The organism is Lysobacter hankyongensis (assembly GCF_039543145.1).
Classification (GTDB): Bacteria; Pseudomonadota; Gammaproteobacteria; order Xanthomonadales; family Xanthomonadaceae; genus Lysobacter_I; species Lysobacter_I hankyongensis.
This window is the reverse complement of record NZ_BAABJE010000030.1, coordinates 193,313-217,688: the sequence shown is the minus strand read 5'-3', so window position 1 is coordinate 217,688 and position 24,376 is coordinate 193,313. Positions and strand designations below refer to the sequence as shown.

Here is a 24,376-nt window from a genome sequence, read left to right as displayed (position 1 = left end):
CGGCTTCAGCCGCGATCCGCGCCCGGCCAACGTGCGCGCAGGCATCGCCTCACCGCCGTCGCGGCTGAAGCCGCTCCTACGACACTAGAGAATCGAGAGAAATCCCATGGCTGAAATCACCGCCTCCCTGGTCAAGGAACTGCGTGAGCGCACCGGCGCCGGCATGATGGAGTGCAAGAAGGCGCTCACCGAAAACAATGCCGACCTCGAAGCCGCGTCCGAATGGCTGCGCAAGCAGGGCATCATCAAGGTCGGCAAGAAGGCCGACCGCGTCACCGCCGAAGGCCGCATCGCGATGGCCCAGGACGGCGGCAAGGCCGTGCTGGTCGAAATCAACTCGGAAACCGACTTCGTGGCGAAGGACGACAACTTCCTCGCCTTCATCGACAGCGTCGCGAAGGCCGCCCTGGCCTCCGGCGCCGCCGACATCGAAGCGCTGAAGTCGGCCAAGGTCGCTTCGGGCGAAACCGTCGAAGAGGCCCGCGCCGCGATCGTCGCCAAGGTCGGCGAGAACGTGCAGGTCCGTCGCATGGTCCGCGTCGACAGCGCCAACAACGTCGCCGCCTACGTGCACAGCGGCAAGATCGGCGTGCTGGTCGAACTGCAGGGCGGCGACGCCGAGCTGGCGCGCGGCATCGCCATGCACGTGGCCGCCATGAACCCGCCGCACAACAAGGCCAGCGACGTGCCGGCCGAGTTCATCGCCAAGGAAAAGGAAATCGAACTGGCGAAGATGACCGACAAGGACAAGGCCAAGCCGGCCGACATCCTCGAGAAGATCATCGGCGGCAAGATCGCGAAGATCGTCAACGAGAACACGCTGTACGGCCAGCCCTACGTGCTGAACACCGAGCAGACGGTCGAAGCCGCGGTCAAGGCCGCCGGCGCCGACGTGGTCGGCTTCCAGCGTCTGGCGGTCGGCGAAGGCATCGAGAAGGTGGTGGAAGACTACGCCGCCGAAGTGGCGAAGGCGATGCAGGTCTGATCCACGGCCAAGATCGAACGGCTAGGATCAAAGCGAAAAACCCGCAGGCGACTGCGGGTTTTTTGTTGCCCGGACGCATGCCCGGCAGACCGCTGGACGGAAGCGACGGTTTTCAGCACGGCTTCGACGGCGTGCACAGCTCGAGGATCAGCGCGGCATGGGCCGGCACCGTCAGCGAGCTGCCGAGCGGCGCGGCGGTTCCGGTCAGCGCATCGCGCGCGGCGTTGGCGTCCTTCAGGCCTTCCGCGAATCGATCCAGCCGCAGTTCGACCGCCTTGTCGTTGCGGCCCAGCACCACCATCAGCCGCTGCCGGTCGTCGTCGCGGAAATAGACGTAGACGCCATCGCGCGGCAGGTAGTGCAGGAAGCGGCCGCGATGCACCGCGGTCGCGGTCTTGCGCCAGTTGAGCAGCGTGCGCAGCCAACGCTGGGCTTCGGCCTGGCGCGGGGACAGGCCGGCACCGGTGAAGGCATTCACGCGATCGCCGGCCCAGCCGCCGGGGAAGTCGCGGCGCGTGGCCGCATCGTCGCGAACGGTCGGGCTGGTCATCAGCACTTCGGTGCCGTAGTAGATCTGGGGAATGCGCGGGATGGTCGCCAGATGCACCAGCGCGATGCGGAAACTGTCGTCGTTTTCGCCGAGCACGCTGTAGATTCGCGGCATGTCGTGATTGCCCTCGAACGCCACCAGCGCGGTCGGCGCGCTGTACAGGCGATCGTCGACCATCGCCTCGTAGAGCCTGCGCAGGCCGCCGGCGTACTCGTTCGCGGGTTCGTTCAGCGCGATGCGCACGGCTTCGCTGAGCGGGAAATCCATCATGTTGGGCATGCCGGGCTTGCCGTCGACCCAACCGTTCTGCCAGCGCGCGACGACGGACGGGTTGTCGCTCCATTCTTCGCCGACCATGGAGAAATGCGGATATTCGGCGCGAATGCGCTGCGTCCATTCGGCGAGGAAGGCACCGTCCGAATAACCGTAGGTGTCGACGCGCAGACCGGACAGATCGGCGTACTCGATCCACCAGATCGCGTTCTGGATGAGATAGGTCGCCAGCAGCGGCTGTTTCTGGTTGAGATCGGGCATGGTCGGCGCGAACCAGCCCTGGGTGAAATCGTCGCGGTCGCTCTGGGCGGCGTACGGGTCGGCGAGCGCGGTGCGGCCGTGTCGGGTCGGATCGTAACGGCCCGCATAGGTGAGCCAATCCGCGGTCGGCGGATCCTTCATCCAGACGTGACCGTCGCCGATGTGATTGGGCACCACGTCCTGGATCACGCCGATGCCCCGGGTGCGCGCTTCGGCGACGAAATCGCGGTACTGGACGTTGCTGCCGTAGCGCGGATCGATACGGTACAGATCGGTGGCCGCATAGCCGTGGTACGAATAGGCCGATTGTGCGTTCTCGATCAGCGGGGTCGGCCAGATCATGGTGTAGCCCATGCCCGCGATATGGTCGAGACGATCGCGCATGCCGCGCAGATCGCCGCCGTGCCGGCCGCCGGGGTTGTCGCGATCGGCCGCATCGGCATATCCGGCGACCCGGTCGTTGCCGGGATCGCCGTTGGCGAAGCGGTCCGGCATCAGATTGAGGATGACGTCGCGATTGTCGAAACCGCGTCGCTGCGCGGAACCGGGCGCGCGCGGCAGCAGCGGATAGCGCAGCGTGACGAGACCTTCCCTGCGCGCGAAGCGGAACGTCAGATCGCCCGGCGTGGCATCGGCGGCGATCCGCAGATCGATGAACAGATAGTTCGGGCTGTCGCCGCGGGCGACGCCGACGATCTTCGCACGGGGCGTGTCGTCGAGCGTCGGCTCACTGGCCCCGATCCCGGGGCCCTGCACCATCAACTGCAGCCGCGCATCGCGCATGCCCACCCACCAGTTCGGAGGATAGGCCGCAGGCTTCGACGACGTCCCGTCCGCGGCGGCACCCGCGAACGTCGCCATGCACAGGAACATCGCCAGGGCGAAGGCGGCGAGCGGCCGCGTCAACAAATTGCACGTCATCGTCAATTCCCTCGTTCGGGCCGGTGTCGGCAGCGGCGTGTTCCGCATCCGGAATGATCGTTCACCCGGGAATCGATCACGTCGCTCCAGCGCGCGGCGTGCCGCCAGCATCGCATGGGGCACGGCGCCCCCTTCAGTCCATCAACGCGCCGAGCAGACCACCGCCGCCGGACGAACCGCCGCTCTGCTGGAAATAGACCTCTTCGTAGGGCTGCACCACCACCCAGCCCTCGCCCGCGAAGCGCAACTGGATGCTTTCGCCCGAACCGCGGCCGATCAGCGTCTTGATGTTGATGTCGGTGACGATCTCCGGCGACAGCCCGCCGGACCAGGCCACGGTCGCGTTCGGGTCGGTGAACACCGGTCCCGTGGTCGCGTTGACCGGCAGGGTCAGCGGTTCGTAATGCGACGTGATCGCGACCAGGCCGTGGCCGCTCAGCTTCACGTTGAACAGGCCGCCGGTCATCATCCCCGCGGCCTTGCGCATCATCTTGATCTCGTTGGTGATCGTGGACTCGGTGGCGAGCACGTCGTTGCCGTTGACGAAGATCGATTCGCCCTGCAGCCGCAGCACGGTGATCTTCTTGCCGACATCGGCCAGATAGACGCGGCCCTGGCCTTCGATCTTCATCAGCGTCATGCCCTCGCCGCTGACGGCCTTCTTCAGCAGGTTGCCCAGCCCCTGTTCGAGCATGCCCTGACGAGTGAACTTCACCCCGCCCTTGCGCGCGATCATCGAACCGGCCTTGGCCCAGACCAGACCGTCGACGCGGACTTCGAGCATGTGCGAGCTCTCCAGCTCGAAGGCATCTCCGGAGAGGTCCTTCTCCTTCGTGGTGGACAGGAATTCCTGGAGGGTCTTGGCGGCCATGGGGTTCTCGGTTGTGGACGATCGGTGCGGACATTGTCGATGCACCGCCACTCCGGCACCATCCCGGAAAGTCACCCCCCGCGGAGTCGTCATGCCCTCGATCGTCGCCATCCCCCATACCGCCGCCGATGCGGAACGCACGCCGGTCGCGGCGGATCGCCTCGTCGCCGGGACGCCGACCCAGGCCGTGGCCAACGCCTATTCCGACCCGGGGGAGGCCTTCCACTGCGGCGTCTGGGAAGGCGACGTGGGCGCCTGGCGGGTGCACTACACCGAGCACGAGTTCTGCCACATGCTCGCCGGCCGGGTCCGCATCCGCGGCGACGACGGCAGCGAGACGGTCGTGGCCGCCGGCGAGAGTTTCGTGATTCCGGCCGGTTTCCGCGGCATCTGGGACGTTCTGGAACCGGCACGCAAGCTCTACGCCGTCTACGAGCCGGCGGGCTGAGTCGGAACTCGTCGCGGCTGGCGTTAGAATCGCGGGGTTTGCCCACGCCTCCGGAGTCCGCCATGTCCCAGCTTGCCTATCGCCGCGTCCTGCTCAAATTGTCCGGCGAGGCCCTGATGGGCGACGAGGATTACGGCATCGACCCCAAGGTCATCGGCCGCCTCGCCCGCGAGGTGATCGAAGCCCGCGACGCCGGCGCCGAAGTCGCGCTGGTGATCGGCGGCGGCAACATTTTCCGCGGCGCCGGCCTCGCCGCCGGCGGCATGGACCGAGTCACCGGCGACCAGATGGGCATGCTCGCCACCGTCATCAACGCCCTGGCGATGCAGGATGCGCTGGAGAAACTCGGCGCGAAGTGCCGGGTGATGTCGGCGATCAAGATCAACGACGTGTGCGAGGATTACATCCGCCGCCGCGCCGTGCGCCATCTCGAAAAGGGCCGCATCACCATCTTCGCCGCCGGCACTGGCAATCCCTTCTTCACCACCGATTCCGGCGCCGCGCTGCGCGCGATCGAGATCGGCGCCGATCTGCTGCTGAAAGCGACCAAGGTCGACGGCGTCTACGACAAGGACCCGAAGAAGCACGCCGATGCCGTGCGCTACGACACCCTGACCTACGACGACGTGATCTCGCGCGACCTGCAGGTGATGGACACCGCCGCCTTCGCGCTGTGCCGCGACAGCCGGCTGCCGCTGCGCATCTTCGACATGGGCCAGCCGGGCGTGCTGCTGCGCATCCTGCGCGGCGAGAAGATCGGCACGCTGGTCACGCCCGGTCGCTGAAACGCCGCGCGCCGACAGTGCCGACGACAACGGAAAACGGCGCCTCGCGGCGCCGTTTTCCGTGATACCGCCGCCAAGGACGACGATTACTTCTTCGCAGCCGGCGCGACCGGCGCGCGACCGCCGAGATGGCGGGCGAAGAACTGGAACAGCTTCGTGTAGTACGCGATCTGGTTCTCTTCCTTCACGAAACCATGGCCTTCGGTGGAGTAGTACATCTCTTCCACCGGCTTGCCGGCGGCGCGCAGCGCCTGCGCCATCGCTTCGGAATGCGACTGCGGCGCGCGGACATCGGCGCCGCCGGCGGCGAGGAACACCGGCACCTTGATCCGCGAAGCGAGCTTGTTCGGCGACGAGCCGTCGAGCTGGTCCTTGCCCAGCGCTTCGGACAGGAAGTCGCGGCCGTACGAGGACTGGCTGATGTCGCCGCGACCCCACAGCATCTTGAGGTCGTAGACGCCGACATAACCGACGGCGCAGCGGTAGAGGTCGGGCTCCTTGGCGACGCCCATCAGCGAGGCGTAACCGCCATAGCTCGCGCCGTAGATGCAGATCCGGTTGCGATCGGCGATGCCCTCACGGATCGCCCACTGGGTGGCGTCGGTCAGGTCGTCCTGCATGGTCAGACCCCACTGCTTGTGGCCCAGCTCGAGGAACGACTTGCCGTAACCGCCAGAGCCGCGGAAATTCACCTGCAGCACGCCATAGCCGTGCGAGGCCATCATCTGCACGTCCTGGTTGTAGCCCCACAGATCCTGCACGCCGAACGGGCCGCCATGCGGATGGATGATCAGCGGGAGATTCTTGCCGCTGCTGCCCGCGGGCACGGTCAGCAGGGCTTCGACCTCGACGCCGTCGCGCGCCTTGAAGTAGACCGGCGTCATCGTGCCGAGGCGATCCGGCTTCAGCCAGTCGGCACGGCTCATGAAGCGGTCGGCCTTCTTGGCCTGGGTGTCGAAAATGAAGAGATCGCCGGGATTGCGGTCGTCGAACACTTCGAGTAACGCGTAACGGCCGTCGACCGTCGCGGACGTCACCAGGACCACGCTGCCCGGGAAGCTCGACTGCAGCGCCCGATGGAGCTTGGCATCGGCCGAGGCCGGATCGAAATACTCGAAGCGCGGCTTTCCGCCCAGGAACACCACGCCGATGGGATAACGCTTGCCGACCGCGCGCACCAGACCGGCCGGATCGTGCAACTCGTCGCGCACTACCTGCTTCATGGTCTGGGTGGCGACATCGAACGCGCGGATCGAATCCGGACCCTGGAGTTCCTCGGCCTGCAGATAGGCGGTGGCGTTGTCGGCGCTGAAACCGAGCGCGCTCACGACCGTGCCGCTCGCGGTCTCGTCATTGATCAGTTGCCATTCGGACTTGTCGTCCTTGCGGTAGTACAGCACCGAATCGAAATCGCGGTTCAGGCCCTCGGCGAAGCGGACCTGCCCGGCGTGATCGACGAGGAAGCTCGCGCCGCGCGCCGGCGCGCGCGCGACCGGCTTGCGGGTGCCGGTGAACACGTTCATGCGTTCGAGCGAAGTGAACGGAATTTCGCCGGCGGCGAAGGGCGTCACCGAGACCAGCACTTCGTCGTCGTCGTCGATGAGCGTGTCGACCATCTGGATGCTGACGCCCTCGGCCTTGGCGCGTCCGCCCGCGCGCGAGGCCGATGCGCTGGCGCGCGCGCCGGCGATGATGCCCTGCTTGCTGCCGTCGGCATTGGTGCCCCAGATCTCGCCGAAGCTCACCGGTTGTTCGAGGCCACCGGCGCGTTCGCCCACCGTGAACAGCAGTCGGTCGTCGCTGACCCACCAGAAATCCGCGACATGCGTGTTGCGGTTCTTCAGGGTGACGTGGCCGTAGGGCTTGCTCTCGCCCGGCTTGAGGATCACCAGCACGGTCTTGTCGTCGACCGTCAGCGGGACCGTCGCGGCGACATAGGTACCCTTGGGCGAGAGCCTCACGTCGACGAAGCGGTCGTCGCGGATGTAGTCGCCGAGGTCGTAGGGTTGCACCGCGGTCGGTGCGGGCGATTGGGCGATGGCGCCGGCCGAGACCGACAGCAGCGCGGCGAGCAGCAGAAACGTCTTTTTCATGGAGTCCCCGGGATGAAACGAGCGGGCACAGTGTATCGGCTGCACGGCAGCGGCGCATGGGCCGGAAGGGGCGTGCCGCCCCCGGGGCCGGCACGCCGGGCGGTCATTCCTTCGCCGGTGCCGCCACCGCGACCGGCGGCCGGTCGCTTCCGATGTGTTTCGAAAAGAATGCGAGCATCTCGGTATAGAGCCTGACGTTGCTGTCTTCCTTGTAGAAGCCATGGCCTTCGCCCGCCTGCAGGATCACGCCCTCCGGCGGATTGCCGGCGGCGGTCAACGCCTTCTGCATGGCTTCGGTGTTCTGCGGCGGACAACGGGCGTCGCGCTGCCCCGCGGCCAGATACACCGGGATGCGGATCCTGTCCGCATGGTTGACAGGCGACGCCGCGGCGCGAACCGACTTGCTGTCGCCGAGCGCCATCGCGATGTAGCGGCGACCGCGTTCGCTCTGGGCGGTATCGCTGTCCTGCATCTGGATCTCGGCGTCGTAGGCGCCGACATAACCGAAGGCGCACTTGAACAATCCCTGCTCCCTGGCCGGCGCCATCATCGCGGCATAACCGCCGAAACTGGCGCCGTAGATGCAGATGCGATCCTTGTCCGCATGCCGCTGGGCCACGGCCCAGCGGGTCGCGTCGACGATGTCGTCGATGATGCCGGCATGCCATTGGCCATAGGCCATGCGCTCGAACTTGGCGCCACGGCCACCCGAGCCGCGGAAATTGACCTGCAGCACGAGATAACCGCGACTGGCGAGCAACTGATTTTCGGCATGGAAGCCCCAGTCGTCGCGCACGCCCATCGGGCCACCGTGCACGTTGACGATCAGCGGCAGGTTCTTTCCGCTCGAACCGTTGGGAACGGTGAGATAACCGTGGAGCGTCAGTCCATCCCGCGAGGCGATCCGCACCGGACGCACGCTCGCCATCTTCGCCGGTTCGATCCATTGCATGCGGCGCATCAGGAACCGGGCCTTGGCGGTCTTGCGGTCGTAGAGATACAACTCGCCGGGATTGCGGTCGCTGCGGACGGAAACGACGATCAGATCGCCCTTCGACGATGCGTTCGAAAACTCGACGAACTGATCGGGAAAGGCCGCGGCGAGCGAGGCGTAGAGTTCGCCGTCCGGGTGGGTCTCGTCGATCATCGTGATCTTCGGCTTGGCCGACGCGGTGACCACGCCCAGGATCGCATCGCCGGTGGCGGACGTGAGATAGCCGACAGGATCCGCGTTCTCGTCGCGGAACAGACTGCGGAAACCGCCCTGATCGTCGAGAACGCCGAATTCGTAGGTGCCGACGCCATCGTCGCGCACCGCATAGACGCGCCCATCGGTGGCGGCCCCCACCACGCGCAGGGCGTGGCCCGTGGCCTTGCCTGCATGGATCCGGTCCCACTGCATCTTGTCTCCGCGTCGATACAGATCGATCGCGGGATGCACTTCGTTTTCGTCGTCCGGATCCTCACACATCGCGAAATTCGGTCGTTTGGCGCTGTCGAGCGCGAAGTCGCAGGCCAGTTCCGGCGCGACCGCGAACATCCGGGTGCGTCCGTCGTAGATATTCAGCAGCGCCAGCCGGTTGAATTTCTTTCCCGACATGTACGGATTGAGGATCCGGACCAGGATGTTCTCCTCGTCGTCCGGCAACGGATCCAGCACTTCGTACAGACCCTCGCGTTCTTCGTGCGCGGACTGCATGCCGCGCTCGAGCGTCGTTTTGGCGTCGCGGAACAACATGCGCTGGCGGGAACCATCCACGTCGATGGCATAGAGAAACCCGAGCTCCGGCGGCCGGACAAGCGCATATCGCCCGGTCTTGACGTAGGCGTTGAAGACCAAGCGCTTCGGATTGCCCCAATAGAACCTGCCGACACTGTTGTCTCCGGGCAGTTCCGTCACCGACGCCACCGCCAGATCGCGGGTCTGCAGCACCACGAGCACATCCTTCTCGCCGCGGCTGACGGTCATCGCGAGATATTCGCCGGTGGGCGAAAGCAGAACCTCGCTGTAGCTGGGGTAACGCACGAAATCGCGGATCGGCGGGGGTTCGGCAGGCTGCGCCGCGGCGAACAGCGGGAGGCCGGCAAGCACGATGCCGGACAACTTCCTGAGAATCGATTTCAACGAAACGCTCCCCGAATGGTCTGAAGACAGGATATCGACTACGAAAGCGGAAAGTATCGCAGGCGAGGATCATGCGCCGGCGCGAGGCGCGGCTGCTGCGCCCCCCGGCGCGGTGAAACGTCAGCCGTGCCGGGAGGTGCGCAGGCTGTCCAGCACCGCAGCAAGCCCGATGCGCCAGAGCGGTGGGGCGATGCCGAAATCCGACCTCAGCCGCATCGTGTCGAGCACCGAATACGCCGGCCGCTGCGCGGGAGTCGGATAGTCGGCAGTCGCGATCGGCACGACCCGCGGCACGCGCGGCAGCAGGCCGCGGGCATGCGCATCGGAAACGATAGCTTCCGCGAAACCGTGCCACGAAGTCTCGTCGGCGGCGGTGAGATGCCACAGCCCCGACGGGACCGACGGCTGCGCGAGCGCGGCGGCGGTGATGTCCGCGATCAGTGCGGCGGGCGTGGGCGTGCCGCGCTGGTCGGCGACCACACGCAGTTCGTCGCGCTCGGCGGCGAGCCGCAGCATGGTGCGCATGAAATTCCTGCCATGCGCGGCGTAGACCCAGGCAGTGCGGAAGATCCGATGCGGCGCACCGCTGGCGCGGATCGCGTCCTCGCCAGCGAGCTTGCTGGCACCGTAGACGCCGAGCGGCGCGGTGGCGTCGTCTTCGCGGTACGGGCGCGCCCCGCTGCCGTCGAAGACGTAGTCGGTGGAGTAATGCACCATCAGCGTGCCGCGTGCGGCGCAGGCCTCGGCGATGCGCGCGGGCGCCTCGGCATTGGCGCGGAACGCCGCATCGCGGTCGCATTCCGCCTTGTCGACGGCGGTGTAGGCGGCTGCATTGACGACGATGTCGGGCGCGATGCGTTCGATCAATGCAGGCAGCGCGGCCGGCGCATCGAAATCGGCGCGCTCGCAGACCGTGCCGTCCTCGAACGTACCGCTGCGCGTGGTCGCGATCACTTGGCCGAGCGGTGCGAGACTGCGCCGCAGTTCGTGACCGACCTGGCCGTTGGCGCCGAAGAGCAGAATCCTCACTCGATGCACCTCAGTCCGCGAAGACCGGCAGGCGCTCCGGCGCGATCTCGCCCAGGAACGGCGCCTTCGCGTCCTTGTCCGACAACACCGGTTCCGACACCGGCCAATCGACCGCCAGTTCGCCGTCGTTCCAGCGGATACCGGCATCGGCCGCGCGGTCGTAGGTTTCGGTGCACAGATACGTGAACACCGCGCGTTCGCTCAAGGTGACGAAGCCGTGCGCGAAACCCGCGGGAATCCAGAAATGCCGGCGGTTTTCGGCGTTGAGCAGCACCGCGGTCCAGCGGCCGAAGGTCGGCGAACCGCGGCGGATATCGACGGCCACGTCCCAGACTTCGCCTTCGACGACCGACACGTACTTGCCCTGCGGCTTCGGCCACTGGTAATGCAGGCCGCGCAGCACGCCGCGCGTGGACGACGACACGTTGCCCTGCACGAACTGCGGCACCGCCAATCCGTGCTCGGCGAAGCGGTCGCGATTGAACGACTCGAAGAAGAAGCCGCGACTGTCGCCGAACACCTGCGGTTCGACGACGACGCACCCGGGCAGATCGGTTTCGATGATCTTCATGTCTTGCCCGCGCTCAGGGAACGAAGCCGCGCTCGGCGAGACCGAGCAGATACTGGCCGTAGCCGTTCTTCGCGAGCGGCTTCGCCAGCGCCTCCAGCTGCGCGGCATCGATCCAGCCGTTGTTCCAGGCGATCTCCTCCGGACAGCAGACGCGCAGGCCCTGCCGCGCCTCGATGGTCTCGATGTAGTTCGACGCTTCGAGCAGCGATTGATGGGTGCCGGTATCCAGCCAGGCGTAGCCGCGGCCGAGTCGCTGCAGATGCAGCGCATCCTCGTCGAGATAGCGCCGGTTGAGGTCGGTGATCTCCAGCTCGCCGCGCGCCGAGGGCTTCAGCTGCGCGGCGAAATCGCTGGCGCGGCCGTCGTAGAAATACAGGCCGGTGACGGCGTAATTGGATTTGGGCTTCGACGGTTTTTCTTCGAGCCCGATCACCTTGCCGCCGGCATCGAATTCGGCGACGCCGTAGCGTTCCGGATCGCTGACCCAATAGCCGAAGACGGTCGCGCCCTGCTGCAGCGCATCGGCTTCGCGCAGCATCGCGGTCAGTCCGGGGCCGTGGAAGATGTTGTCGCCGAGCACCAGACAGCTCGGCCCGCCGTTCACGAATTCGCGACCGATGAGATAGGCCTGCGCGAGACCGTCGGGGCTGGGCTGCACCGCGTATTCGATGCGCATGCCCCACTGCGAACCGTCGCCGAGCAGCGCCTTGAACAGCGCCTGTTCGTGGGGCGTATTGATGACCAGCACTTCGCGGATGCCCGCGAGCATCAGCACGCTCAGCGGGTAATAGATCATCGGCTTGTCGTAGACCGGCAGCAGTTGTTTGCTGACCGCCTGGGTGATCGGATACAGCCGGGTGCCCGATCCGCCGGCGAGGATGATGCCCTTGCGTGCGGTCATGCCGCGTCTCCGATGCGTTCGAGCCGATAGCTGCCGTCGAGCACGCGCTTCACCCACGATTGATGATCGAGATACCAGTCGACGGTGCGCGCGATGCCTGCCTCGAACGTCAGCGAAGGCGACCACCCGAGTTCGGACTTGAGCTTGGACGCGTCGATCGCGTAGCGGCGATCGTGACCCGGACGGTCCTTGACGAACGCGATCAGCGACTCGCGCGCGCGCCCATCGGCCAGCGGACGGCGCGCGTCGAGCAGCGCGCAGATCGTTTTCACCACCGCGATGTTCTCGCGTTCGGCGTCGCCGCCGACGTTGTAGACCTCGCCCACCCGGCCGCGTTCGAGCACCGCGCGGATCGCGCTGCAGTGATCGCCGACATACAGCCAGTCGCGCACGTTGCGGCCATCGCCGTAGACCGGCAACGGTTCGCCGGCCAGCGCCTTGGCGATGATCAGCGGGATGAGTTTCTCGGGGAACTGGTACGGCCCGTAGTTGTTCGAGCAGTTGGTGGTGAGCGTCGGCAGGCCGTAGGTGTGATGGAAGGCGCGGACCAGATGGTCGGATGCGGCCTTCGATGCGGAATACGGCGAGTTCGGCGCATACGGCGTGGTTTCGGTGAACTTGCCGGTGTCGCCCAGCGAGCCGTAGACCTCGTCGGTGGAGACGTGCAGGAAACGGAAGCCGTCGCGGGCGTCGCCGTCCAGCGATTTCCAGTGGTCGCGCGCGCATTCGAGCAGCGCGAGGGTGCCGGCGACATTGGTCTGCACGAAGGCCGCGGGGCCGTCGATCGAACGGTCGACATGGCTCTCGGCAGCGAAGTTGACGACCGCATCGGGCCGGTACTCGGCGAACAGTGCGGCGACGCGCGCGCGGTCGCCGATGTCGCCCTGCACGAAGACGTGGCCGGGATGACCGTCGAGGGCGGCCAGCGTGTCGAGATTGCCGGCGTAGGTCAGCGCATCGAGATTGACGATCCGGATGCCGTCGGCGACGGCGTCCAGCACGAAGTTCCCCCCGATGAAACCGGCTCCGCCGGTCACAAGCCATGTCGGCACGCGAACGCTCCTGCTCTGGAAAAACGACAGCGGATTGTACAGTCAGGCCCTTGCCGCTTCGGCGCGGGACGACGAACCTGAACGGTGGCCCCGCCGGCACCGGTTCAGGATCGTGCGCTCACCCGACATCCCAGAGGGCGCGTCCCGCCTTCTTGCGCAGCGTATCGAGACGCCCCGCATGGGCCGTCAGTTCGTCTTCGGTGGGGCGCACGCGCGGGCGCGCGGCGATATCCGCGGGCAATGCGGCGAAGGCCGAGGTCGCCGCGGCCTTGGCGTTGTCGTCGACGGCCCCGCCGAAACCGATCTCGCCTTGGCCCGAGGTCAGCGCGAGATAGACCTCGGCCAGCAACTGGGCGTCGAGCAGCGCGCCGTGCAACTGGCGATGGGCGTTGTCCACGCCCAGCCGCTTGCACAGGGCATCCAGCGAATTGCGCTGGCCGGGATAGCGCTTGCGCGCCATGTCGAGCGAATCCTCGATCCCGGCGACCCGTTCGTGCAGGCGGCCGTACTGCGGACCGAGCAGCGAAAGCTCGTGATCGAGGAAACCGACGTCGAAGGCGGCGTTGTGGATGATCAGTTCGGCGCCATCGATGAAATCGAGGAAGGCGTCGGCGATCTCGACGAACCGCGGTTTGTCGGCGAGGAATTCCAGGGTCAGGCCGGTGACTTCTTGGGCGCCGGGTTCGAACTCGCGCTCGGGGTGGATGTACTGCTGCCAGGTGCGCCCGGTAGGCCGACGTTCGATCAGCTCGACGCAGCCGATTTCGACCACGCGATTGCCCTTCTTCCACTCCAGGCCGGTGGTTTCGGTATCGAGGACGATCTGTCTCATGCGCCGACCGCCTGCTTGTAGACGGTCGCCTGATCGCGGGCGAGCGTGTCGACGCGTTCGTTGTCGGGATCCCCGGAATGGCCCTTCACCCAGCGCCAGTCGATGCGGTGGCGCTGGGTCGCGGCATGCAGGCGCTCCCAGAGATCGCGGTTCTTCACCGGATCGCCACCCGCGGTCTTCCACTGGCGGCGCACCCAGTTCGGCATCCACTCGGTGATGCCCTGGCGCACGTACTGCGAGTCGGTGAAGAGGGTGACCTCGCAGGGCTCGCTCAGCGTCTCCAGTCCAACGATAGCCGCCATCAGCTCCATGCGATTGTTGGTGGTGAGCGCTTCCCCGCCGGCGAGCTCGCGCTCGCGCTGCTGATAGCGCAACAGCGCGGCCCAGCCGCCCGGGCCGGGATTGCCGAGGCAGGCGCCATCGGTGTGGATCTGGACGTGTTTCATGGCGGCATGCTTCATCGACGCGGACATCAGACTGCGGGGACTCCGTCGGCGAGCGCCAGCGGCGGCCGCTGGCGGATCGGGGTGATGGGCAGCGCGCGTTTCTCGGCGCGCTGGAGATAAGCCGCGCGCAGGCCGGGACCGGACTGCAGGCTCGGCGAAGCGGTCGGCGTCCATTGCGGGCCGACACCACGCGCGGCGGGTTCGGGCGTCAGTCCCGCATCGGTCAGCAGCCGCCGCCAGTGCCCGGGATCGTGCGCCGAGAGTCCCTGACGGCGCCAGCGGAAGCGATAGGGCGACAGCGGATTGAGCGCGAGCAGCGCCAGACGTCCTCCCGGCACCAGCACCCGCGCGCATTCCTCGATCAGCGCCACCGGGTCCGCCCCGTCAGCGCCCAGCACGTGCTGCAACACCACCGCACCGAGGGATTCGCTGGCCAGCGGCAGCGGCAGACGGCACACCACCGCCCCCCGCCATTCGCCATGCTCCGGGCTCAGGTGCAGGCCGCGGCCTTCGGGCACCTGCGCGGACCGCGCTGGCCCACACCACAGCCACGGCAGCCCGACCACCGGATGCGCCGCCAGCGCATCGGCGACGACCGTCTGCTCGCTGTCGAGTACCGCCAGCCCCGCCGGCTGCAGGAACCACTGCAGTGCGGCATCGGACGAGGGTTGGTGGGACAATGCGGGCATCGCGGCATTGTAAGCCGCCGCACCCGTCCAACACCCGCCCACGTCCGGACTCGCCACCCCCGCATGCGCCTGCTGCCCCTGCCCGCCTTCGACGACAACTACCTGTGGACGCTGGTCGGCGACGACGGCATCGCCGTCGTGGTCGATCCCGGCGACGCGGGTCCGATCCTGGCGGCCGCCGCGGACGGGCTTCGGCCGGTGGCCGTGCTGGTCACCCACCACCATGGCGACCACATCGGCGGCCTCGCCGCACTGCGCGAGCGCTGGCCCGACCTGTCGATTCACGCCCCGCACGATCCGCGGATCGCGCCGGCGACCCATCGCGTCCGCGAAGGCGATGCGGTCGAGGTCGGCCACTGGCGCTTCGATGTCCTCGAAGTGCCGGGCCACACCCGCAGCCACATCGCCTTCCACGGCCCGGAGATCGGCGAGGGCCTGCTGTTCTGCGGCGACACCTTGTTCAGTCTCGGCTGCGGACGGCTGTTCGAAGGCAGCGCCGCACAGATGTTGGCCTCGCTCGATCACTTCGCGGCGCTGCCTGACGCCACCCGGGTTTGCTGCGCACACGAATACACCGCCGCCAACGCCGCCTTCGCCCTGGCCGTCGACCCGGGCAATGCCGCGCTGGCGACCCGTGCCGACGCCGTCCACGCGCTGCGCGCCGCCGGCAAGCCGACGCTGCCGTCGACCATCGCCCTGGAACGCGCGACCAATCCCTTCCTGCGCTGCGACTCGACGGCCATCCGCGATGCGATCGCCGCACGGCTTGGACGCCTGCCCGAGGATCGCATCGAAACCTTCGCCGAGCTGCGACGCTGGAAGGACGGCTTCCGCACCTGAGCGCGTACGACCCCGCTCCGCTCCATACGGCAGCCCACGGTCGGTCGTGCGTGGCACACTAATCGTTCCCCGAGGAACGACGAGACCACCATGGGTTTTCTGCAAGGCAAGCGCGCGCTCATCACCGGCATCGCCAGCGAACGCTCCATCGCCACCGGCATCGCCGAAGCCATGCATCGCGAAGGCGCGGAACTGGCATTCACCTACCAGAACGACAAACTCAAGACGCGCGTCGAAAGCGCCGCCGCCGAATACGGTTCGAACATCGTGCTGCCGCTGGACGTCTCGGACGACGCCCAGATCGCCGCCTGTTTCGACGCGCTCGGCAAGCACTGGGACGGCTTCGACATTCTGATCCATGCCATCGCCTTCGCGCCGCGCGAAGCGATCGCAGGCCAGTACCTCGATGGTCTCACCCGCGAGAACTTCGCGATCGCCCACGACATCTCGTCCTATTCGCTGGCGGCCATGGCCAAGGCCGCGCGCCCGCTGATGTCGGGCCGCAAGGGTTCGATCCTCACCCTCAGCTATCTCGGCGCGGAACGCGCGCTCGTCGGCTACAACGTGATGGGCGTGGCCAAGGCCAGTCTCGAAGCGAACGTGCGCTATCTGGCCTACAACCTCGGCCCGGAAGGCATCCGCGTCAACGCGATCTCGGCCGGCCCGATCAAGACCCTCGCCGCCGCCGGCATCGCCGGCTTCCGCAAGATCCTCGGCCATGTCGAACAGAACGCGCCGCTGCGCCGGACCGTCACCATCGAAGACGTCGGCAACGTCGCCGCCTTCCTGTGTTCGGATCTGGCCGCGGGCGTCACCGGCGAAATCACCTATGTCGACGCCGGTTACAACATTCTCGGGATGACCGGGATCGAGTGAGCCTCGCGGCAGACCGAGACGCATGAAAAAGCCCGGCGATGCCGGGCTTTTTCGTTGCGGTGCACCGCACGGATCAGAGCCGGTCTTCGGCCACCGACACCTTCATGCGCTTGCGCTGGGACTTGCCGAGCGACAGCACATCCTGTTCGCCGATACTCGGCGCCAACTGGCGCAGGAATCCGGCACGAATATCCGGCGTGATCTCGCTGTCGTCGCCCTGCGCGACCTTGGTCACCTCGAACACCACGATCTGGCCGTTCGCGGTCGCAGTTTTCCCCGGAGAAACCTTGCCCGCGGCGGGCGCCGGCACTTCGAAGTAGGCGCGGACCGCCTGCGCATCCGGCACCGGCGCGGTGCGGGTCACGCCCGGAACGTTCGCGAGGATCCATTTCTTCTCGGTCGCGATCGTCGCCAGCGATTCGCCCTTCTTCAGGCGCGCCAGCACCGCATCCGCCTCGGCCTCGGCCGCCTTACGCGCGCGGTCCGCGCGGATCGCGGCGACGACCTGGGCGCCGACCTTGTCCAGCGGCTGGACGCGCTCGGGCGTGTGATCCATCACGCGGATCACCACGCTGTGGTTCGGCGCGATCTCGATCAGATCGCTGGCCATCCGGCTCTCCTTGAGATCGTCGGAGAACGCGGCCCGCTGCACCGCCGGGTTGGTGGCGATTCCCGTGCCCTGCCCGCGTGCGAACGGACCGAGCTTCTGCACGGTCAGCTTGGAGGCGCGCGCGGCCGGGCCGAGCGAGCTTGGGCTCTTCAACACATCGTCCACCAGCTTGCCGGTGAGATCGCTGTAGGCGCGCTCGCGTTCGGCTTCGGCGGCCAAACGCTCGAGTTCGGGACGCGCCTGCTCGAACGGCATTTCGCGGCCGGCCTTCAGCTCGCGGACCTGGATCAGATGCCAGCCGAAATCGGTCTTGACCGGACCTGAGATCTGCCCGACCGCAGTCGCGAACACCGCGTCCTCGAACGGCTTGACCATCTGGCCGTTCTTCGCGATCCAGCCGAGATCGCCGCCGGCATCCTTCGACGAGTCATCCGAGTACTGGCGGGCCAACGCGGCGAAATCCGCACCACCCTTCGCCTGCTTGAGCAGATCCTGTGCCTTCGCTTCGGCGGCTTTCTGCGCGGCAGCGTCGGCAGTGGCATCGACCCGGACGAGGATGTGCGACGTGAGCCGCTGTTCCGGTTCGACGAAGCGGGACTTTTCCTGCGCGAAACGATCGCGCAGCGCGGCTTCGTCGATCGGCGCCGCGTCGACCAAGGTCGACGCATCGACGTCGATGTATTCGATGGTGACCATCTCCGGCGCGCGGAAATCTTCGGGATGCGCCTTGTACCAGCTCGCGATTTCCGCCGCCGGCACCGGTGTGGTGTCGACCGGCGCGGACGGCAGCATGGCGTAGGAGACGTCGCGCTTCTCGCTCAGCAGCGTGATGAGCCGCTGGCCTTCGCCGTTGGTCACGAACGCCGACTCGCGCAGGCGCGAGGCCAGCAACTGCTGTTTGAGCGATTCGCGGATCTGCTGATCGAATTCGGACGGCGTCCTCGCCGGCGATTGCGAGGCCAGCATCAGACGATAACGTTTCGCATCGAACTTGCCATCGCTCTGGAAATCGGGGATCGACTCGATGGTCTCGCGCACCTGGGCGTCGCCGACGACGATGCCTTCGCGCTCGGTGGTCATGCGCAGGACGCGCTCGTCGATCATCGCTTCGAGGATTTCGCGCTTGTTCTCGATCTTCTCGAACGCGCGGGAGTCGAAATTCTCGCCGGCCGCGGCGCGCTGCTGCTGGCGCGCGCTCTCGAAGCGGGTCCGGAAATCGTCGACGCTGATTTCCTCCTGCTGCCAGAACGCCTTGCGCACCAGCCACCAGTCGGGGGCGGAGGTCCACCAAGTGGGCGGGGCTTCGATCTTGGCCGCGAACGTCTCGGTGCGCTGGAACAGATACTGCTCCATGCCGAAGAAGGCGAACGGGATCATCAGCATCCCGAGAATGACGGTGGCGATCCAGCCGGATGATTTTTCGCGAAGGGCCTGCAGCATTGGCGAGCGTTGCCGGTAGAGGAGCCGCCTAGTGTAGCGGCTGAAGCGAGCCGCGGCATGCCCTGCGGCCGCATGCCCTGCCGCGAAGCGAAGGTCCTGCCGGATGCCCCCGGCGCACGCCGGTTCGAATCCCGAAGCCGGAAACGACGAAGGCACCGTTTCCGGTGCCTTCTGCGCCCCGCCCGTGGGCGGAAGCGGAATTGGAGGGATGGCGGAGTGGACGGGACTCGAACCCGCGACCTCCGGCGTGACAGGCCAGCATTCTAACCGACTGAACTACCACTCCGCTGTTGTTACCCTGCATTTCTGCGCCGCGTATTCTAGCGCAGTTCGGCGATCGAACGGAATACCTACTTTCGATCGCCTGGCGTCCCTGGTGGGTGCTGAGGGTTTCGAACCCCCGACCCTCTCCGTGTAAAGGAGACGCTCTACCGCTGAGCTAAGCACCCCAACGGGAAGAGCCAATCAGTTTACGGCATCCTTCAGCGCTTTGCCAGCCTTGAACACCGGATTCTTGGAGGCCGGGATCTGGATCTCTTCCTTGGTTTTCGGGTTGCGGCCGGTGCGCGCGGCGCGCTCGCGGACCACGAACGAACCGAATCCGATCACGGTCACGGTGTCGCCCTTCGTCAGTGCCTTGGTGATGGCGGCGACCGTGGCATCGAGCGCGCGCCCGGCATCGGCCTTGGACAGCTCGGCGGCGGCGGCGATCGCGTCGATAAGCTCGGCTTTGTTCATGTCATGACTCCGATATGTAGGGTTGGAACGTAATTGGAACGAGGTTGAAACGAATGCGCGACGCACAACGGAAGCTGCGATGCGTGATGCATGACTTGCGTTGCGTCGATCGAGATCGAGTGGTTTTGGGGACCCGTTCGCGGGCGTCCGTTATACCAGCGCGAGACCGGCCCGCGCAACCGAAAAACGTGAAAAATGCTGGAAAAACAGCGATATAACGGATGAATGAACGCGCATATCACGGCGCGTTCGTTTTCGTTCAGTGTTTGCGGACTTCGCGTCGCGCGCTAGCGGCGGGCTTCGATGTCTTGCGCGCACCCGGTCGTGGCTCTTTTTTCGCTGCAGGCGCGATCGGATGTTCCAGCGCGAGATCGAGCACTTCGTCGATCCAGCGCACCGGAACGATGCTGATCTGATCGGTCACGCTTTTCGGAATGTCGGCGAGATCCTTGCGATTCTCTTCCGGAATGATGACCGTGCGAATGCCGCCACGCAGCGCCGCGAGCAGTTTCTCCTTGAGGCCGCCGATCGCCGTGATCTTGCCGCGCAGCGTGATCTCGCCGGTCATCGCCACGTCGGCACGCACCGGCACCTTCGTCAGCGCGGACACCAGCGCGGTGGTCATCGCAGCGCCCGCGCTCGGGCCGTCCTTCGGCGTGGCGCCATCCGGCACATGCAGATGGACGTCGAGTTTCTGGAGGAAATCCACATCGATGCCCAAGCGCTCGGTACGCGCACGCACCACGGACAGCGCGGCCGACGCGGATTCCTTCATCACATCGCCGAGCTGGCCGGTGAGGATCAACTGCCCCTTGCCGGGCATCAATGTGGATTCGATCTGCAGCAGATCGCCGCCGACCTCGGTCCAGGCGAGACCCGTGACCATGCCGACTTCGTTGTCGTTCTCGGCGCGTCCGAAATCGTAGCGGCGCACGCCGAGGTATTTGTCCAGATTCTTGCCGGTCACGCTCACGGCCCTGACGCCCTTGCCCTTCTGCGGCCCGGCCAGTGCGATCTCCTTCACCACCTTCCGGCAGATCTTCGAAATCTCGCGTTCGAGATTGCGCACGCCGGATTCGCGCGTGTAGTAACGCACGATGTCGCGCAACGCATCCGCGCCGATCTTCAGCTCGACCGGCTTCAGACCGTTGGCCTTCAGCTGTTTCGGCAACAGATAGCGTTCGGCGATGTTGAGCTTCTCTTCCTCGGTGTAACCCGGGATGCGGATCACTTCCATGCGGTCGAGCAGCGGCCCCGGAATGTTCAGCGAATTCGAGGTCGCGATGAACATGACTTCGGAAAGATCGAGGTCGACTTCGAGGTAATGATCGTTGAAGGCGTTGTTCTGCTCGGGATCGAGCACTTCTAGCAGCGCTGCCGACGGATCCCCGCGGAAGTCCATCGACATCTTGTCGATCTCGTCGAGGACGAACAACGGGTTCTTGCTGGCGGCCTTGTTGAGGTTCTGCACGATCCGACCCGGCATCGAACCGACGTAGGTGCGGCGATGACCGCGGATTTCGGCCTCGTCGCGCACGCCGCCCAGCGACATGCGCACGAATTTGCGGTTGGTGGCCTTGGCGATGCTCTGTCCCAGCGAAGTCTTGCCCACACCGGGCGGACCGACGAGGCAGAGGATGGCGCCCTTGATCTGTTTCACCCGGGTCTGCACCGCGAGATATTCGAGAATGCGCTCCTTCACTTTTTCCAGGCCGTAGTGATCGGCATCCAGCGTCTCCTGCGCCACCTTCAGGTCCTTGCGGACCTTGGTGCGCTTGTTCCACGGCACGCCGAGCAGCCAGTCGAGATAGTTGCGGACCACGGCCGCTTCCGCCGACATCGGCGACATCTGCTTGAGCTTGTTGAGCTCCGACTTGGCCTTGGCTTCCACCGGCTTGGGCATGCCGGCTTCGGCGATCCTGCGCGCGAGCTCCTCGATGTCGTTCGGCGCATCGTCCAGTTCGCCGAGTTCCTTCTGGATCGCCTTCATCTGCTCGTTGAGGTAGTACTCGCGCTGGCTCTTCTCCATCTGCGACTTCACCCGGCCGCGGATGCGCTTCTCCAGCTGCTGCACGTCGATCTCGCCGTCGACCAGACCGACCAGCAGTTCGAGCCGCTGCGACACGTCGACGGCTTCGAGCAGTCGCTGTTTTTCGGCAAGACGCACGCTGAGGTGAGCGGAGATGGTGTCGGCGAGCCGATTGGGTTCCTCGATGCCGGACAGGGTCTGCATCAATTCCGGCGGGAGTTTGCGATTGGTCTTGATGTACTGCTCGAAGAGGCCCATCAGCGAACGCACGACGGCTTCGACTTCGCGCGGTTCGCGCTGCTCGGCCGATTCGAGCGGATCGGCCTGCCCGGCGAGCGCGCCGTCGACTTCGTGCACCGCCTTGAGGCGGACGCGCGACACGCCCTCGACCAGCACCTTGATGGTGCCGTCGGGGAGTTTCAGCAACTGCAGCACCTGGGCGAGCGTTCCGACCTCGTAGAGATCGGCGGCGGCGGGATCGTCGGTCTCGGGCGACTTCTGCGCGACCAACAGGATGCGCTTGTCGCGATCCATGGCGAGATCGAGCGCCTTGATCGATTTCTCGCGCCCGACGAAGAGCGGGATGACCATGCTCGGAAACACGACCACGTCGCGCAGCGGCAGCACGGGCAGTTCGGCGATGGGGCTGACGGACGGGTCGTTCATGGGGGGGGGGGGCTCCGCGATCATGGATGCGGCCGTCGGCGGGGACGCACGGCGGCCAATGCGCCCGTTATGGGGCCATGCCGGCCCGGATGCAAGCGCACTCCGCCGGGCGGACATCGCGATGATGGCGGCTTGCGGTTTTAGCTGGCGTTCCTGCGCGATCGGTCTCGAATGAGCGTCAAAAACGAAACGGGCACCCCGGTGACCCGGGGTGCCCGTCGATGCCTGCGCGCCGAAACGCGATTACTCGGCGGACGCGACCTTGTTCGGCGGCGTCTGGTAGATCAGATACGGCTCGGACTTGTGCTCGATCACCGATTCGTCGACGACCACCTTGCTGACGTTCTCCAGCGACGGCAGTTCGTACATGGTGTCGAGCAGCACCGACTCGACGATGGTCCGCAGGCCGCGGGCGCCGGTCTTGCGCTTCAGCGCCTTGCGCGCGATCGCGGCCAGCGCGTCGGCGCGGAACTCCAGCTCCACTCCCTCCATCTCGAACAACTTGCGGAACTGCTTGCTGATCGCGTTCTTCGGCTCGGTGAGAATCTTCACGAGCGCAGTCTCGTCCAGTTCCTCGAGCGTGGCGACCACCGGCAGGCGGCCGACGAACTCGGGGATCAGACCGAACTTGATCAGATCCTCGGGCTCGACATCGAACAGCACCTTGCTGACATCGGCCTTGCGCTCGCTGCTCTTGAGCTTGGCGCCGAAACCGATGCCGCCGGATTCGCTGCTGCGCTGCTGGATGATCTTGTCCAGACCGGCGAACGCGCCACCGACGATGAACAGGATGTTGCGGGTGTCGACCTGCAGGAATTCCTGCTGCGGATGCTTGCGCCCGCCCTGCGGCGGCACGCTGGCGACGGTGCCTTCGATCAGCTTCAGCAATGCCTGTTGCACGCCTTCGCCGGAGACGTCGCGCGTGATCGAGGGGTTCTCGCTCTTGCGCGAAATCTTGTCGATTTCGTCGATGTAGACGATGCCCTGCTGCGCCTTTTCGACGTCGTAATCGCACTTCTGCAGCAGCTTCTGGATGATGTTCTCGACGTCTTCGCCGACATAACCCGCTTCGGTGAGCGTGGTCGCATCGGCGATGGTGAACGGCACGTTGAGCAGCCGGGCCAGCGTCTCGGCCAGCAGGGTCTTGCCCGAGCCGGTCGGACCGATCAGCAGGATGTTCGACTTGGCGAGTTCGATGTCGTCGTTCTTCTGCCGGCTCTCGATCCGCTTGTAGTGGTTGTAGACCGCTACCGCCAAAGTCTTCTTGGCGCGGGACTGTCCGATCACGTATTGATCGAGAACTTCGAGGATCTCGCGCGGCTTGGGCAGATGGCTGCGGGTCGCCTGCGCCTTCTCCTCCAACTCCTCACGGATGATGTCGTTGCACAGCTCAACGCATTCGTCGCAGATGAACACGCTCGGGCCCGCAATCAGCTTGCGGACTTCATGCTGGCTTTTCCCGCAGAACGAGCAATAGAGGATCTTGTTGCTGTCGCCGCTGCGGCCTTGCCGGTCTTCGCTCATGCTGCTGTCGTTATCTGCACTGGTAGGGGGAGGATAGCATTCGCGCTCCCGGCCGCAAGCGGGTTGCGACGAAATTGCGAATTGCCTTTTTAATCAGCCGGTTACGATGGCTGAATGGACTCTTCGGGACGGCGCTCGAGGACATGATCGACCAGACCGTAGTCGCGCGAGGCTTCGGCGCTCTTGAAATTGTCGCGCTCGGTGTCGCGGGCGATGGTATCGAGCGCCTGGCCGGTGTGCTTGGACAGGATCTCGTTCAGCCGCTGCTTCATGCCCAGGATCTCGCGGGCATGGATGTCGATGTCGGTCGCCTGGCCCTGGAAGCCGCCCAGCGGCTGATGGATCATGACCCGCGAGTTCGGCAGGGCGTAGCGCTTGCCCTTGGCGCCGGACGCCAGCAGCAGCGCGCCCATGGAAGCCGCCTGGCCGACGCAGATGGTGCTCACGTCAGGCTTGATGAACTGCATGGTGTCGTAGATCGCCATGCCGGCGGTGACGATGCCGCCCGGCGAATTGATGTACAGGCTGATGTCCTTCTCGGGGTTCTCGGCTTCGAGGAACAGCAACTGGGCGACGATCACGTTCGCCATGTAGTCGTCGATGCCGCCGACGAGGAAGATCACCCGCTCCTTCAGCAACCGGGAGTAGATGTCGTAAGCGCGCTCGCCGCGGCTGGTCTGTTCGACCACCATCGGAACGAGGTTGAGGGCTCTGGTCTCGAAGCTGTTCATGCGTCGCGGCACCTGTGGTGGGGCGGGTCGCGCTGGGCGCGGCGCCTGTCGGGGGACGGGCCGCGCTGGACGCGGCCCGGAGTAGGAGTC

General features: G+C 66.0%; 21 protein-coding genes and 2 tRNA genes. 5 read left to right on the top strand and 18 right to left on the bottom strand.

The annotated features are described in order from the left end of the window. The first annotated feature begins 106 nt into the window (after positions 1 to 106). Positions 107 to 985 (top strand): translation elongation factor Ts, encoded by an 879-nt coding sequence (gene tsf, locus ABD974_RS19220; protein WP_345304955.1) that lies wholly within the window; start codon positions 107 to 109, stop codon positions 983 to 985. Between the two features lie 112 nt (positions 986 to 1,097). Here tsf and ABD974_RS19215 read toward each other — a convergent pair whose 3' ends face one another. Beyond that, positions 1,098 to 2,990, bottom strand: coding sequence for a glycoside hydrolase family 13 protein (locus tag ABD974_RS19215; protein WP_345304954.1), 1,893 nt, complete (start codon positions 2,988 to 2,990; stop codon positions 1,098 to 1,100). Positions 2,991 to 3,123: 133 nt separating this feature from the next. Further along, positions 3,124 to 3,861: an AIM24 family protein gene (locus ABD974_RS19210; RefSeq protein WP_345304953.1), complete on the bottom strand. Its 738-nt coding sequence runs from the start codon at positions 3,859 to 3,861 to the stop codon at positions 3,124 to 3,126. A 91-nt stretch (positions 3,862 to 3,952) separates the two neighbouring features. Between ABD974_RS19210 and ABD974_RS19205 the strand changes: the two genes are divergently transcribed. Then, entirely contained in the window at positions 3,953 to 4,309 is a 357-nt protein-coding gene (locus ABD974_RS19205) for a cupin domain-containing protein (RefSeq protein WP_345304952.1), read from the top strand. A gap of 62 nt (positions 4,310 to 4,371) precedes the next feature. After that, positions 4,372 to 5,094, top strand: a complete 723-nt coding sequence (pyrH, locus tag ABD974_RS19200; RefSeq protein WP_345304951.1) for a UMP kinase — start codon at positions 4,372 to 4,374, stop codon at positions 5,092 to 5,094. A gap of 86 nt (positions 5,095 to 5,180) precedes the next feature. Here pyrH and ABD974_RS19195 read toward each other — a convergent pair whose 3' ends face one another. The 9 genes from ABD974_RS19195 to ABD974_RS19155 form a co-directional block, all read right to left on the bottom strand. Continuing rightward, entirely contained in the window at positions 5,181 to 7,187 is a 2,007-nt protein-coding gene (locus tag ABD974_RS19195) for an alpha/beta hydrolase family protein (RefSeq protein ID WP_345304950.1), read from the bottom strand. A gap of 103 nt (positions 7,188 to 7,290) precedes the next feature. Continuing rightward, positions 7,291 to 9,312 carry an alpha/beta hydrolase family protein gene (locus tag ABD974_RS19190; protein ID WP_345304949.1) on the bottom strand — a complete coding sequence of 674 codons (2,022 nt, stop codon included), beginning with the start codon at positions 9,310 to 9,312 and terminating at the stop codon, positions 7,291 to 7,293. A gap of 120 nt (positions 9,313 to 9,432) precedes the next feature. Further along, the gene (rfbD, locus tag ABD974_RS19185; RefSeq protein WP_345304948.1) at positions 9,433 to 10,341 is read right to left on the bottom strand and encodes a dTDP-4-dehydrorhamnose reductase; all 909 of its coding nucleotides are present in this window, start codon (positions 10,339 to 10,341) and stop codon (positions 9,433 to 9,435) included. A gap of 10 nt (positions 10,342 to 10,351) precedes the next feature. Then, positions 10,352 to 10,912: a dTDP-4-dehydrorhamnose 3,5-epimerase gene (rfbC, locus tag ABD974_RS19180; RefSeq protein WP_345304947.1), complete on the bottom strand. Its 561-nt coding sequence runs from the start codon at positions 10,910 to 10,912 to the stop codon at positions 10,352 to 10,354. Between the two features lie 13 nt (positions 10,913 to 10,925). Continuing rightward, the gene (gene rfbA, locus ABD974_RS19175) at positions 10,926 to 11,813 is read right to left on the bottom strand and encodes a glucose-1-phosphate thymidylyltransferase RfbA (protein WP_345304946.1); all 888 of its coding nucleotides are present in this window, start codon (positions 11,811 to 11,813) and stop codon (positions 10,926 to 10,928) included. Continuing rightward, positions 11,810 to 12,865 (bottom strand): dTDP-glucose 4,6-dehydratase, encoded by a 1,056-nt coding sequence (rfbB, locus tag ABD974_RS19170; protein ID WP_345304945.1) that lies wholly within the window; start codon positions 12,863 to 12,865, stop codon positions 11,810 to 11,812. Before rfbB ends, rfbA begins: the two co-directional genes overlap by 4 nt. Positions 12,866 to 12,983: 118 nt before the next feature. Further along, positions 12,984 to 13,697 (bottom strand): DNA polymerase III subunit epsilon, encoded by a 714-nt coding sequence (gene dnaQ / locus ABD974_RS19165; protein WP_345304944.1) that lies wholly within the window; start codon positions 13,695 to 13,697, stop codon positions 12,984 to 12,986. Next, positions 13,694 to 14,143 (bottom strand): ribonuclease HI, encoded by a 450-nt coding sequence (gene rnhA / locus ABD974_RS19160; protein ID WP_345304943.1) that lies wholly within the window; start codon positions 14,141 to 14,143, stop codon positions 13,694 to 13,696. Before rnhA ends, dnaQ begins: the two co-directional genes overlap by 4 nt. A gap of 26 nt (positions 14,144 to 14,169) precedes the next feature. Further along, positions 14,170 to 14,832, bottom strand: a complete 663-nt coding sequence (locus ABD974_RS19155) for a class I SAM-dependent methyltransferase (RefSeq protein ID WP_345304942.1) — start codon at positions 14,830 to 14,832, stop codon at positions 14,170 to 14,172. 63 nt (positions 14,833 to 14,895) lie between these two features. Here ABD974_RS19155 and gloB point away from each other — a divergent pair, with 63 nt between their 5' ends. Both gloB and ABD974_RS19145 read left to right on the top strand, forming a co-directional pair. Next, the gene (gene gloB / locus ABD974_RS19150) at positions 14,896 to 15,672 is read left to right on the top strand and encodes a hydroxyacylglutathione hydrolase (protein ID WP_345304941.1); all 777 of its coding nucleotides are present in this window, start codon (positions 14,896 to 14,898) and stop codon (positions 15,670 to 15,672) included. Between the two features lie 90 nt (positions 15,673 to 15,762). Next, complete coding sequence (locus tag ABD974_RS19145) at positions 15,763 to 16,548, top strand: enoyl-ACP reductase FabI (protein ID WP_345304940.1); 786 nt, start codon at positions 15,763 to 15,765, stop codon at positions 16,546 to 16,548. Positions 16,549 to 16,621: 73 nt separating this feature from the next. On the opposite strand, the gene ABD974_RS19140 is transcribed toward ABD974_RS19145, so the two are convergent. The 7 genes from ABD974_RS19140 to clpP form a co-directional block, all read right to left on the bottom strand. Further along, positions 16,622 to 18,598, bottom strand: coding sequence for a SurA N-terminal domain-containing protein (locus ABD974_RS19140; RefSeq protein ID WP_345304939.1), 1,977 nt, complete (start codon positions 18,596 to 18,598; stop codon positions 16,622 to 16,624). A 209-nt stretch (positions 18,599 to 18,807) separates the two neighbouring features. Further along, positions 18,808 to 18,884, bottom strand: a tRNA-Asp gene (locus ABD974_RS19135). An 88-nt stretch (positions 18,885 to 18,972) separates the two neighbouring features. Beyond that, a tRNA-Val gene (locus tag ABD974_RS19130) sits at positions 18,973 to 19,047 on the bottom strand. 16 nt (positions 19,048 to 19,063) lie between these two features. Beyond that, positions 19,064 to 19,336, bottom strand: coding sequence for an HU family DNA-binding protein (locus ABD974_RS19125; RefSeq protein WP_345304938.1), 273 nt, complete (start codon positions 19,334 to 19,336; stop codon positions 19,064 to 19,066). Between the two features lie 259 nt (positions 19,337 to 19,595). Then, positions 19,596 to 22,031, bottom strand: a complete 2,436-nt coding sequence (gene lon / locus ABD974_RS19120; RefSeq protein WP_345304937.1) for an endopeptidase La — start codon at positions 22,029 to 22,031, stop codon at positions 19,596 to 19,598. Between the two features lie 243 nt (positions 22,032 to 22,274). Next, positions 22,275 to 23,555 (bottom strand): ATP-dependent Clp protease ATP-binding subunit ClpX, encoded by a 1,281-nt coding sequence (clpX, locus tag ABD974_RS19115; RefSeq protein ID WP_345304936.1) that lies wholly within the window; start codon positions 23,553 to 23,555, stop codon positions 22,275 to 22,277. A 101-nt stretch (positions 23,556 to 23,656) separates the two neighbouring features. Then, entirely contained in the window at positions 23,657 to 24,286 is a 630-nt protein-coding gene (clpP, locus tag ABD974_RS19110) for an ATP-dependent Clp endopeptidase proteolytic subunit ClpP (protein ID WP_345304935.1), read from the bottom strand. Positions 24,287 to 24,376: the final 90 nt, after the last annotated feature.